Origin of the sequence: Rhizomonospora bruguierae, from assembly GCF_018397995.1 — a bacterium.
GTDB lineage: Bacteria > Actinomycetota > Actinomycetes > Mycobacteriales > Micromonosporaceae > Rhizomonospora > Rhizomonospora bruguierae.
Window position 1 is genome coordinate 118843 of sequence record NZ_BBQH01000021.1, and the last position, 11835, is coordinate 130677.

At 73.0% G+C, this 11835-nt stretch carries 11 protein-coding genes and 1 pseudogene; 6 read left to right on the forward strand and 6 right to left on the reverse strand.

All coding sequences use genetic code 11. The features are described 5' to 3' along the window. The first annotated feature begins 27 nt into the window (after positions 1-27). Positions 28-789, forward strand: a complete 762-nt coding sequence (locus KJS59_RS12505) for an SCO6745 family protein (protein WP_213453013.1) — start codon at positions 28-30, stop codon at positions 787-789. Beyond that, entirely contained in the window at positions 767-1183 is a 417-nt protein-coding gene (locus tag KJS59_RS12510; protein WP_213453014.1) for a GNAT family N-acetyltransferase, read from the forward strand. Before KJS59_RS12505 ends, KJS59_RS12510 begins: the two co-directional genes overlap by 23 nt. Positions 1184-1292: 109 nt before the next feature. Here the strand turns inward: KJS59_RS12510 and KJS59_RS12515 are convergent, their stop codons facing one another. Continuing rightward, positions 1293-1748, reverse strand: a complete 456-nt coding sequence (locus KJS59_RS12515; RefSeq protein WP_213453015.1) for a gamma-glutamylcyclotransferase — start codon at positions 1746-1748, stop codon at positions 1293-1295. Positions 1749-1827: 79 nt separating this feature from the next. Here KJS59_RS12515 and KJS59_RS12520 point away from each other — a divergent pair, with 79 nt between their 5' ends. Together KJS59_RS12520 and thrS are read left to right on the forward strand one after the other, a co-directional pair. After that, on the forward strand, positions 1828-3231 hold the full coding sequence (locus KJS59_RS12520; RefSeq protein WP_213453016.1) for an NAD(P)H-quinone dehydrogenase: 1404 nt from the start codon (positions 1828-1830) through the stop codon (positions 3229-3231). 159 nt (positions 3232-3390) lie between these two features. After that, positions 3391-4680 carry a threonine--tRNA ligase gene (thrS, locus tag KJS59_RS12525; RefSeq protein WP_283775772.1) on the forward strand — a complete coding sequence of 430 codons (1290 nt, stop codon included), beginning with the start codon at positions 3391-3393 and terminating at the stop codon, positions 4678-4680. Here thrS and KJS59_RS12530 read toward each other — a convergent pair. From KJS59_RS12530 to KJS59_RS12550, 5 genes and pseudogenes are all read right to left on the reverse strand, one after another. Next, positions 4677-5498, reverse strand: coding sequence for an ABC transporter permease (locus KJS59_RS12530; protein WP_213453018.1), 822 nt, complete (start codon positions 5496-5498; stop codon positions 4677-4679). The genes thrS and KJS59_RS12530 overlap by 4 nt on opposite strands. Beyond that, positions 5495-6556, reverse strand: coding sequence for an ABC transporter ATP-binding protein (locus KJS59_RS12535; RefSeq protein WP_213453019.1), 1062 nt, complete (start codon positions 6554-6556; stop codon positions 5495-5497). Before KJS59_RS12535 ends, KJS59_RS12530 begins: the two co-directional genes overlap by 4 nt. 231 nt (positions 6557-6787) lie before the next feature. Beyond that, positions 6788-6838: pseudogene (locus KJS59_RS31965) on the reverse strand (hypothetical protein); the annotation flags it as partial. A gap of 33 nt (positions 6839-6871) precedes the next feature. Continuing rightward, positions 6872-8311 (reverse strand): GuaB1 family IMP dehydrogenase-related protein, encoded by a 1440-nt coding sequence (locus KJS59_RS12545; protein ID WP_213453020.1) that lies wholly within the window; start codon positions 8309-8311, stop codon positions 6872-6874. 36 nt (positions 8312-8347) lie between these two features. Further along, positions 8348-10099 (reverse strand): ATP-binding protein, encoded by a 1752-nt coding sequence (locus KJS59_RS12550; protein WP_213453045.1) that lies wholly within the window; start codon positions 10097-10099, stop codon positions 8348-8350. Positions 10100-10223: 124 nt separating this feature from the next. On the opposite strand from KJS59_RS12550, the gene KJS59_RS12555 reads away from it, so the two are divergent. Continuing rightward, positions 10224-10814 (forward strand): PadR family transcriptional regulator, encoded by a 591-nt coding sequence (locus KJS59_RS12555; protein ID WP_249714070.1) that lies wholly within the window; start codon positions 10224-10226, stop codon positions 10812-10814. 63 nt (positions 10815-10877) lie between these two features. After that, on the forward strand, positions 10878-11834 hold the full coding sequence (locus KJS59_RS12560) for an ATP-binding cassette domain-containing protein (protein ID WP_213453021.1): 957 nt from the start codon (positions 10878-10880) through the stop codon (positions 11832-11834). Position 11835 lies beyond the last annotated feature (1 nt).

An 11835-nucleotide genomic window follows, 5' to 3' on the forward strand; every position in this document is an offset into this window, starting at 1 on the left:
GGAATGAATTGAGCAGAATCTCACATCGTGACGCCCGAGCAGACCGCCGCCTCCGTCAAGGAGGCCGTCGACACGCTCGGCGGCGCGTTCACCGAGGACCCGAAGACCCTGCGCCGCGCCCGTGAACTGGGCCTGTCCGGGTGGGCGTTCTACGTCGCCGGCCGGGGCGGGGCGCTCGGCGACGTCCGGCCGGACACGGTGGCCGCCGCGATGGGCTTCATCGCCCCCGAGGCCGTCACCGACGGGTGGGACGTGGCCCGCCGGTTCGCCGCCCCGGACGAACTGGCCCGGCACAGCCTCGCCGAGTGCTGCCGCTGGGGCGGGGAGCACCTCCGGACCGTCCCCGAGATCGACGAACTGACCGGGTTGGCCGAGCAGATCGTCATGAACGCGGAACCGGCCGGGCTGCCGCTGTTCGCCGCCTGGCGCGCGATGCCGGTACCCCGGGAGGGCCCCGGCGCCCGCGCCGCGGTGCTGCTGCACCTGCTGCGCGAGCACCGCGGCGGCGCCCACCTGATCGCCACCCGCGCGGCCGGCCTGACCCCGCTCGAGGCGATCCTCGCCGGACCCGACGGCGAGCCCGGCGCCGTCGCATACGGCTGGCCGCTCCCGTACCCGCCGGTGGGGCCGCTGATCCGGCGACGGGTCGCCGCCGAGGCGATCACGGACCGGCTGGTCGGGCAGGCGTACGCCGTCCTCACCCCGCGGGAGCGGGCCCGCCTCGTGGCCCTGCTCACCGGCGCACTGGCCGCGTACCGGTCGGCAAATGCGTCGCGCCACGGCGGCTGAGCAAGTTAACTGCGCGGGTGACCAGCGCCCCCTCCCGCCCGGGTGGAGCACCCGGCGCCCCACCGCCGCCAACGAGCCGGCGATCCTGGCCGTCGTGCACGCCAGCGACATCGTCGCCGTCGGCTACCCCAACTTCACGTCCGACGAGATCCACGAAATCCTCAACGCCCCCAACATGGACCCGACCCGGGACTCCTGGCTCGCCCTCGACCCGGCCGGCGAGGTCGTGGCGTGGGCGTACCTGGACAACCCGACCGCCGGGCCGCAGGACTTCGCCGAGGTCTACGTCCACCCCGAGCGCGGCCGCCCCGCCCAGGCCCCGCTGCTGGACCTGCTCCTGGCCCGCGCCCGCGCCCTGGCCGCCGAGCGCGGCCACGCCGCGCGGTCGGCATGACCGCTCGTCCGCATTGTCCCCCGGCAACCCCGGCGCCCCTGCCATCACGCAGATGATGCCGGAGATCTTGTACCAGACTGCCCGGAAATGACCGGATCCGTACCAAGATCTACGGGTTGGCGGTGCGGGTGGGGCGGGCGCGGAGGCGGGCGACGTAGTCGTCCGGGGCGCCGGCCTTTTCGGCGGCGTTGGCGATCTCGGAGAGGTACCAGGCGGTGGGCAGGCCGCCCTCGTACCCGTTCAGCACGTAGATGAAGGCGGTGATCTCGCCGTCCAGCGTGGCGACCCGCACGTGCAGCTTCTGGTACGTGCCGGCCGTGACGCCCTCCACCTCGTCGAGTTGGGCCTCGTCGGTGGGGTGCACGTCGTAGAGGGCGACGAAGACCCGGTCCGCGGGGGACTCGACGACCGTGGTGACGGCACCCTCCCAGCCGATGACGTCCTCGCCGGCGAAGGTCAGCCGCCATCCTTCCAGCCAACCGGTCCCCACCAGGGGAGAATGCGGACAGTATGCCCGCATCCGGGCGGGGTCGAGGTTTGAGCCGTAGGCGGCGTAGTGACGCACGGCGATGACCATAACCCCGGCGGGGCGTGGGGGAGAATACGACGGTGCGTGTCGGACGGCAGCAGGGGAGTTTTTCGCGGTGAGCCGGATCGTGATCATCGGTGGTGGGCCGGCCGGGTACGAGGCGGCGCTGGTCGCCGCGCAACTCGACGCGGACGTGACCGTGGTGGAGTCGGCCGGCGCCGGCGGGGCCTGCGTGCTGTCGGACTGCGTGCCGTCGAAGACCTTTATCGCCAGTTCAGAGGTGGTGACCGGGTACCGGGACAGGGACGAGTTCGGGATCCACTCGGACGGCCTGGAGGCCATCACGGTGGACGCCCCGGCGGTGAACCAGCGGGTCAGGCGGCTGGCGCTGGCCCAGTCGGCGGACATCCACGCGAAGCTGCTGCAGGCGGGCGTGACGTTTGTCGCGGGGTGGGCCCGGCTCGGCGAGGACACGCTCGGTCACCTGCACCGGGTCCGGGTGACCCCGAGCGACGGTGACGCAGAGTACTCGATCGATGCGTCCACGGTGCTGGTCGCGACCGGCGCGACGCCCCGGGTGCTCCCGTCGGCGGTACCGGACGGCGAGCGGATCCTCGACTGGCGCCAGGTGTACGACCTGCCGGAGCTGCCCGAGCACCTGGTCGTGGTGGGTTCCGGCGTGACCGGTGCCGAGTTCGCGTCCGCGTACCTGGCGATGGGGGTGGCGGTGACCCTGGTGTCGTCCCGGGGCCGGGTGATGCCGCACGAGGACGCGGACGCGGCCGCGGCGATCGAGGAGGTGTTCCGCGGCCGGGGGATGACGATCCTGAACAACTCGCGGGCCAACGCGGTGCGGCGCCGGGGCGACGGGGTGGTGGTGGAGCTGTCCGACGGGCGCACCGTCGCCGGCTCGCACGCGCTGATGGCGGTCGGCTCGGTGCCGAACACGGCGGAGCTGGGCCTGAAGGAGTACGGGGTCGCGGTGGCGCCGGGCGGCTACCTGACCGTGGACCGGGTGTCCCGTACGAACGTGCCGGGCGTCTACGGTGCGGGCGACTGCACGGGCGTGCTGCCGCTGGCCAGCGTCGCGGCGATGCAGGGGCGGATCGCGATGTGGCACGCGCTGGGCGAGGCGGTGGCGCCGCTGCGGCTGCGCACGGTCTCGGCGAACGTGTTCACCGAACCGGAGCTGGCCACGGTGGGCATCTCGCAGCAGGACGTGGACACCGGCAGGGTGCCCGCCCGGCAGGTGATGTTGCCGCTGGCCGGCAACGCCCGGGCGAAGATGGCGGACCTGCGGGACGGCTTCGTGAAGCTGTTCTGCCGCCCGGTCACCGGGCAGATCATCGGGGGTGTGGTGGTGGCGCCGAAGGCCAGCGAGCTGATCCTGCCGATCACGATGGCGGTGGAGAACCACCTCACCGTCGACCAGCTCGCGCACACCATCACGATCTATCCGTCACTGTCCGGTTCGATCGCGGAGGCCGCGCGCCAGCTGATGCTCCACGACCAGGACTAACCCGAGCCGTCGCCGGCAATTCGCTTGCCGTGCCGGCTAGGGTTGGTCCGTGAGTTGGGTGCGGTCGACGACGACGCCGGGTTTCCCCGGCGTCCTCGGCATGCGCTGAGCCGTTCAGACATCCGAAGCCCCGGGGCGCCACCGCCCCGGGGCTTCGTCGTGTCCGGCCGGTGGGCGTCGCGGGTCCAGGCGAGGGAGCGCGACATGATCGATCACCGGAGGTTGGGGCGCGAGTTGGAGTTGTTCGCGTCCGACCCGCTGTGCGGTGCGGGCCTGCCGATGTGGTTGCCGGCGGGCGCCGCCGCGCGGCACGCGGTGGAGGAGTACCTGCGGGAGGTGGAGCGGCGGGCCGGGTACCAGCATGTGTACTCGCCGCCGGTGGCGAAGAAGGAGCTGTTCGAGCGGTCGGGGCACCTGCCGTACTTCGCGGAGGACATGTTCCCGCCGATGGCGGTCTCGGCGGACGACGAGTTCGTGCTGCGGCCCGGGCTGTGCCCGCAGCACGCGTTGGTCTTCCGGTCGCGGGGGCGGTCGTACCGGGAGTTGCCGCTGCGGATCGCCGAGTTGGGTGGCATGTACCGGGCGGAGCGGTCCGGGGTGCTGGGCGGGTTGAGCCGGGTGCGGTCCATCTGGTTGAACGACGCGCACGTCTTCTGCCCGCTGGAGCGGGTGGCGGACGAGGTCGTCGAGGTGCTGGCGATGGTGCGGCGGGCGCACGCGGCGGTCGGGGTGCGCCCGGCCGGTTTCCGGCTTTCGCTGCGTGACGGCGGGCCGAAGTACGTGGGCACGCCGCAGGTGTGGGAGCGGGCCGAGGGTCTGCTGCGCGAGGCGCTGGAGCGCGCCGGGGCGTCCTATGTGGAGGAGAGGGGCGAGGCGGCGTTCTACGGGCCGAAGATCGACATTCAGGTGCTCGATGCGGCCGGGCGGGAGATGAGCATCTCCACCATCCAGCTCGACTTCAACCAACCGGAGCGGTTCCAACTGTCCTACATAGACGCCGACGGCGCCGCCAAGCGCCCGGTCATGGTGCACCGCAGCCTGCTCGGCAGCATGGAGCGGCTGTTCGCGTACCTGATCGAGGTGCACGCGGGGGCCTTCCCGGCGTGGTACGCGCCCGTGCAGGTGGTGGCGCTGCCGGTCGGGGCCGGGCAGGAGGGCGCCGCGCGGGCGTTCAGCACCGAGGCCGTCCGGCGCGGGCTGCGGGCCGAGTGGCGCGCGGAGGGGAGCCTCGGCGCGCGGATCCGTCAGGCGGCGCGGCGGAAGATCCCGTTCGTGGCGGTGATCGGGCCGCGCGAGGCCGAAGCGGGCGAGGCGTCGATCCGGCCGCAGGGCGGCGACGAGCGGACTGGTCGGCCCGGCGCCGCGCCCCGCCAACCGGGCCAGGAGCCTGCCGTGCCGGTGGCCGCCGCCCTGGACCGCATCGTCAGGGCGGCGGCCGTGCCGCTCTAGTTGATGGCGCGGCGCATGAAGCCCCGGATGCCGATGGCGCTGAAGACCGCGCCGGAGAGCGCCAGCAGCAGCAGGCAGATCCAGGGCGCGATGTGCGGGACCGACGGCAGGGTCGCGCCGCGCACCGCCTCGGACAGGTAGGTGAGCGGGTTGGCCAGCGTGACGATCTGGAACCAGCGCATCGAGTCCAGGCTGTGCCAGGGGTACTGGGTGGCGCCGGTGAACATCAGCGGCGTCAGGATGACCGCGAACAGCACGCTGATCTTCGCCGGCGGCACCAGGGTGCCGAGCATCAGACCGATGCCGGCACCCGCCCAACTGCCCAGCACCAGGCTCAGCGCCAGCAGCGGGATCCCACCGATGTGGAAGGCGGCCCCGCCGAGCACCAGCGCGCCGATCGGGAACATCAGCACCGCGGCGAGGATCGCCCGCACGATCGCCAGGGTCAGCTTCTCGACCGCCACCAGGTAGGTCGGGAGCGGGGCGAGCAGCCGGTCCTCGATCTCGCGGGTGAAGCTGAACTCCATGATCAGCGGGAAGGAGACGGTCTGCAGGGCGGTGAGGAACGCGGTCAGCGCGACGATGCCGGGCAGCAGCAGGTTCTTGTACTGGTCGCTGACGAACCCGCCGGCGTTCAGCACCTTCGCGAAGATGAACAGCATGAACAGCGGCTGGAGGGCGACCTGGGCGAGGAACACCCAGACCTCCTTGCCGGTGACGAACAGGTCCCGCCAGAGGATGGCGAGGAAGGCCCGGCCGGTGGACGGGCGGGCAGTGGTCGGCGCGGTGGTCGCGGCCGGCGCGGCGACGGCGGTCATCGCAGACCCCTTCCGGTGAGGTTGATGAAGACGTCCTCGAGGCTGGGCTCGCCGATGTGCACCCCGGTGAGCTGGGCACCGCGTTCGGCGAGCACGGTGGCGACCGGGCCGAGCAGGGTCGCCGGCTGGGAGCGCACGTAGAGGCGCAGGGTGACCCCGCCGCCGGCCGCGCCGGGGGGCGGGCCCATCGGGGCGCCGCCCCCGCCGGGCATGCCGGGGAAGCCGGCCATTCCGGGTGGCAGGCCGGCGGGTCCGCCGGCCCCGACGCGCTCGGCCCGCTCCACGCCCTCGACGCCCTGGAGGGCGGCGAGGATCTTCTCCGGCTCGTCGGCCGGCCCCGGGGTGACGGTCAGTTCCAGGACCGCCTGGCCGCTCAGGCCGTGGGTCAGCGCCGCCGGGGTGTCCAGCGCCAGCAGCTTGCCGTGGTCGACCACGCCCACCCGGTCGGACATCTCGGCGGCCTCGTCCATGTCGTGGGTGGTCAGCACCACGGTCACGCCGCGCTCGCGCAGTTCCCGTACCCGCTCCCAGAGGAACAGCCGGGACTGCGGGTCCAGGCCGGTGGTGGGCTCGTCCAGGAACAGCACGGCCGGCTGGTGCATCATCGCCCGGGCGATCATCAGCCGCTGCGCCATGCCGCCCGAGTACCAGTCGACCTTCACGTCGGCCTGCTCCTCCAGGCCGAACTCCTTGAGCAGGTCGGCCGCCCGGGCGTTGCGCTCGGCGCGCGGGTACCCGTGGTAGGCGGCGTGGAAGGTCAGGTTCTGCCGCGGCGTGAGCGACCGGTCCAGGTTGGTCTGCTGCGGTACGACGGCGAGCATCCGTCGGGCGCCCACCGGGTCCCGGATGACGTCCACGCCGGCCACGCTCGCGCGGCCGCCGGTGGCCTTGACCCGCGTGGTCAGCACGCCGATCGTGGTGGACTTGCCGGCGCCGTTCGGCCCCAGCAGCCCGAAGATCTCGCCCGAGTGGACCTCGAACGACAGCCCGTCGACCGCGTTGACGTCCCGTTTCGGGTACTGCTTGACGAGGTCGCGGACCTCGACGGCGACGCTCATAGCTCGTCTTCTCCCGTTCCCAACATCCGAATGATTTCCCGGAGGAACTCCCGGATCACGGCCTCCTTGGCCGGATCTGCGTCCACGGTTGTCAATGGCTTGCGGCGCTGCATCAGCTCGGCCAGTTCGGCGGCCGTCCGCGCGCCCCCGATCGGTGAGCGCCAGCAGCACCGCCCGCCGGTCGGGCGCCTCGGCCCGCCTCCGCTCCACATAGCCGGACCTGGCCAGCGTGTCGACGATCCCGGTGAGCGTAGCGGGCCGGACGAAGCAGCGCCGCGCCATTTCGCGATGGCTGAGTCGCCCCTCCAAACTGATTTACCAGGAGGTCGGCAGCGGCATCCCCTCGGTGTACCCGGCGGCGCTCTGCACGCCGACCACCGCGCGCTCGTGGAACTCGCCGATCGAGCCCGCCCCCGCGTACGTGAAGGCGCTACGCACGCCGGCCACGATCGCGTCCAGCAGGTCCTCCACGCCCGGCCCCGCCGGGTCCAGGTACATCTTCGCGGTGGAGATGCCCTCCTCGAACACCGCCTTGCGGGCCCGGTCGAACGGGGTGTCGTCCGACGTCCGGGCGCTCACCGCCCGCGCCGAGGCCATGCCGAAACTCTCCTTGTACCGGCGGCCGTCCGCGTCCGTGTACAGGTCACCGGGGGATTCGTAGGTGCCGGCGAACCAGGAACCGATCATGACGTTGGCGGCGCCGGCCGCCAGCGCCAGCGCCACGTCGCGCGGGTGCCGCACGCCGCCGTCCGCCCAGATGTGGCGCCCCAGGGCGGTGGCCGCCGCGGCGCAGTCCAGCACGGCCGAGAACTGCGGGCGGCCCACCCCGGTCATCATCCGGGTGGTGCACATCGCGCCCGGGCCCACGCCCACCTTGACGATGTCGGCGCCCGCCTCGATCAGGTCCCGGGTGCCCTCGGCGGTGACCACGTTGCCCGCCGCCACCGGCACCCCCGGCTCCAGCGACCGGACCGCACGCAGCGCGGCGACCATGCGCTCCTGGTGGCCGTGCGCGGTGTCCACCACGAGCGTGTCGACGCCCGCCTCCAGCAGCGCGGCGGCCTTGCCGGCCACGTCGCCGTTGATGCCGACGGCCGCCGCCACCCGCAGCCGGCCCTTGCCGTCCACCGCCGGGTGGTACAGGGTGGCCCGCAGCGCGCCCTTGCGGGTCAGGATGCCGACCAGGCGGCCTTCGAAGTCCACCACCGGGGCGAGCCGGTGCCGGCCCTCGTGCAACCGGGTGAACGCCGCCCGCGGGTCGGCGGTCGACGGCACGGTCAGCAACTCGGTGGACATGACGTGGCGCAGCTGCGCGAACCGGTCCACCCCGACCGTGTCCGCCTCGGTGACCACGCCGAGCGGGCGGTCGTCCGGGTCCACCACCACGACCGCGCCGTGCGCCCGCTTCGGCAGCAGGTGGATCGCGTCGCCCACGGTGTCGGTGGGGCCGAGCGTGATCGCCGTGTCGTGCACCAGGTGCCGCTGCTTCACCCACGCGACCACGTCCGCGACCACGTCGATCGGGATGTCCTGCGGGATCACCGCGATCGCCCCGCGCCGCGCCACGGTCTCGGCCATCCGGCGCCCGGCGACCGCGGTCATGTTCGAGACCACGATCGGGATCGTCGTGCCGGTGCCGTCCGCCGTGGCCAGGTCCACGTCCAGCCGGGAGCCGACGTCGGACCTGGCGGGCGCCATGAACACGTCGCTGTACGTCAGGTCGTGCGCGGGGGTCGCGCCGGAGAGAAACCGCACCGGGCCATCATGCCGGCCCGGTGATCGCCGCGCCGGTCAGCCGGCCGAGATCGTGCAGATGGTCGACCCGGCCGGGAGCACGTCGCCGACGCCGGCGGACAGGCCGCCGACCACGCCCGCCCGGTGCGCGTTGATCGGCTGCTCCATCTTCATCGCCTCGAGGACCACGATCAGGTCGCCCTCGGCCACCGCGTCGCCGTCCGCCACCGCGATCTTCACGATCGTGCCCTGCATCGGCGCGACCAGCGCGTCGCCGCCGGCCGCCGCGGCCTGCTTGCGGCCGCCGCCGCGCCGGGCTGCCTTCTGGGGGGACGCGGGCGCCGCCGCCCCGGTGAGAAAGCCGGCCGGGACGGAGACCTCGAGCCGCTTGCCGTCCACCTCGACCACGACCGTGTCCCGCGGGTCGGCCGCCTCGGCCGCGACCGCACCGGTGAACGGCGGCACGCCACCGGCCCACTCGGTCTCGATCCAGCGGGTGTGCACCCGGAACGGCTCGTCGGTGAACGCCGGGTCGCGGACCACCGCCCGGTGGAACGGCAGCGCGGTGGCCAGGCCGTCGACGACCATCTCGTCCAGCGCGCGGCGGGCCCGTTCGAGGGCCTCGGTGCGGGTCTCGCCGACGACGATGAGCTTGGCCAGCAGCGAGTCGAAGGCGCCGCCGACCAGGCTGCCGGAGTCGACGCCCGCGTCCACCCGCACGCCCGGCCCGGCGGGCAGCCGCAGCGCGGCGACCGTGCCGGGGGCGGGCAGGAAATCCCGGCCCGGGTCCTCGCCGTTGATCCGGAACTCGATGGCGTGCCCGCGCGGCGCCGGGTCCCCGGTGTGGCGCAGCGGCCGCCCCTCGGCGATCCGGAACTGCTCCCGGACCAGGTCGATGCCGGCGGTCTCCTCGGTGACCGGGTGCTCCACCTGGAGCCGGGTGTTGACCTCCAGGAACGAGATCGTGCCGTCCGCGCCGATCAGGTACTCGACCGTGCCCGCGCCGTGGTACCCGGCGGCCCGGCAGATCGCCTTGGCGCTGGTGTGGATCTGGGCGCGCTGGGCGTCGGTGAGAAACGGCGCGGGCGCCTCCTCCACGAGCTTCTGGTGCCGGCGCTGGAGCGAGCAGTCCCGGGTGCCCACCACGATCACGTTGCCGTGCCGGTCGGCCAGGATCTGCGCCTCCACGTGCCGGGGCCGGTCCAGGTACCGCTCGACGAAGCACTCGCCCCGGCCGAAGGCGGCCACCGCCTCCCGGGTCGCGGACTCGAACAGCGCCGGGATCTCCTCGATTGTGCGGGCCACCTTCAGCCCGCGCCCGCCGCCGCCGAACGCCGCCTTGATCGCCACCGGCAGGCCGTGCCGCTCGGCGAACGCCACGATCTCCGCGGCGGAGCCGACCGGGTCGGGGGTGCCGGGTACCAGCGGCGCGCCAACCCGCTGGGCGATGTGCCGGGCGGTGACCTTGTCGCCGAGGTCCCGGATGGCCCGCGGGGTGGGTCCGATCCAGGTCAGGCCGGCGTCGATGACCGCCTGGGCGAACCGCGCGTTCTCGGCGAGGAACCCGTACCCGGGGTGTACCGCGTCCGCGCCCGACTTCGCGGCCGCGGCCAGCACCTTCGCGATGTCCAGGTAGGTATCCGCGGCCCGGTCGCCGCCGAGCGCGTACGCCTCGTCGGCGAGGACCGCGTGCGGGGCGTCCCGGTCGGAGTCGGCGTAGACGGCGACGCTGCCGAGGCCGGCGTCCCGGCAGGCCCGGATGACCCGGACCGCGATCTCGCCCCGGTTGGCGACCAGCACCTTCGTGATCGGCACGGCAGAACCTCCGCTGAGTCACCGGGCAGTCCTAAGTTACCGGGCAGTTTAGGGTGTCGTCCGGGAACTCCCGGGCGTCCTCCGGCTTTAGTCAAATTTGGCTATTACGCTTGCGGGCATGTCGGCCACCCGCATGATGATCCTCGGCGTCGTCTCCTGGCTGGAGCCGGTGCACGGCTACGACGTTCGCCGCGAGCTGCTGAGCTGGAGCGCGGACCGGTGGGCGAACGTGCAGCCGGGCTCCATTTACCACGCGCTGCGCAAGCTCGCCGGGGAGGGCCTGCTGCGGGAGTTGCCCAGCGAGCAGGTCGGCGCCCGACCGGCCCGCACCCGGTACGAGATCACCGAGAAGGGTCGGGCGGAGTTCCACCGGCTGCTCAGCGACCTGATGTGGGACGTGAAGCCGGTGGCGGACCCGTTCGCCTCGGCGCTGGCGTTCCTGCCCGCCGTGCCCCCGGACGAGGCCGCCGCCGCCCTGCGCCAGCGGGCCAAGGTGCTGCGTACCACGGTGGAGGGCTTCCGGTCGGCGGCCACGTCCGGCTGGCTGGGTGACAAGCCGCCACACGTGGGCTGGATGTTCGAACTGTTCGGCGCCCGGGGCGACGCGGAGGCGCAGTGGTGCGAGCGGATCGCGGACCGGATCGAGTCGGGGGCGTCCTACACGTGGTCCGAGGAGGCGGCCGACACATCGAGCAATAATCAAGGTTGACCACCCGCGTTATATCGCGTTAGCCTGCACCCCGACATCATCAGGGGGAAGCAGGAGCTGACCATGATCGAGACGAAGGGGCTGCGAAAGTCCTTCCGATCCCGGCAAGGCAAACAGACCAAGACCGTCGAGGCGGTCCGGGGGGTGGACCTGATGGTCCGCGAGGGGGAGATCTTCGGCTTCCTCGGGCCCAACGGCGCCGGCAAGACCACCACCCTGCGCATGCTCGCCACGCTCATCGAGCCGGACGGCGGCGAGGCCACCGTGGCCGGAGCCGACCTGCGCCGGCAGCCCGGCGAGGTGCGCAAGCGGATCGGCTACGTGGCCCAGGGCGGCAGCACGTGGGACGAGTGCAGCGCCCGCGAGGAACTGGTGGTCCAGGCCCGCATGTACGGCATCGGCAAGGCCGAGGCCCAGCGGCGCGCGGTCCGCGCGCTGGAGGCGTTCCAGCTCACCGAGTACGCCGACCGCAAGTGCAAGACCTACTCCGGCGGCCAGCGCCGCCGGGTCGACATCGCGCTCGGCATCATCCACGAGCCGAAGATCGTCTTCCTGGACGAGCCCACCACCGGGCTGGACCCGCAGAGCCGCGCGCACATGTGGGACGAGGTCCGCCGGCTGCGCACCGAGGGCATGACGGTCTTCATCACCACCCACTACCTGGACGAGGCCGACGCGCTCTGCGACCGGATCGCCATCATGGACCACGGCGAGATCGTCGCCGAGGGCACGCCGGCCGAACTCAAGCGCGAGGTGGCCGGCGACGTGATCACCGTCGGCGTGAACGGGACCACCCCGCAGGCCGCCAAACTGCTCGACACCGCCGACTACGTCTCCCGGCTGGAGACCCTGGACGGCGGCGGGCTGCGCCTCTACGTGGACGCCGGCGCGACCGCGATCCCGCAGATCATGCGCACCCTGGAGGGCGCCGGCATCGCGCTCGGCTCGATCGAGCTGCACCGGCCCAGCCTCGATGACGTGTTCCTGGAGAAGACCGGCCGATCGCTGCGGGAGAGCTGAG

What these genes read in the sequence shown, in the direction of transcription:
- KJS59_RS12560 (WP_213453021.1), top strand. Translation starts at nt 10,878, where the DNA reads ATGATCGAGACGAAGGGGCTGCGAAAGTCCTTCCGATCCCGGCAAGGC.
- KJS59_RS12555 (WP_249714070.1), top strand. Translation starts at nt 10,224, where the DNA reads ATGTCGGCCACCCGCATGATGATCCTCGGCGTCGTCTCCTGGCTGGAG.
- KJS59_RS12530 (WP_213453018.1), bottom strand. Translation starts at nt 5,498, where the DNA reads ATGACCGCCGTCGCCGCGCCGGCCGCGACCACCGCGCCGACCACTGCC.
- KJS59_RS12535 (WP_213453019.1), bottom strand. Translation starts at nt 6,556, where the DNA reads ATGAGCGTCGCCGTCGAGGTCCGCGACCTCGTCAAGCAGTACCCGAAA.
- KJS59_RS12510 (WP_213453014.1), top strand. Translation starts at nt 767, where the DNA reads ATGCGTCGCGCCACGGCGGCTGAGCAAGTTAACTGCGCGGGTGACCAG.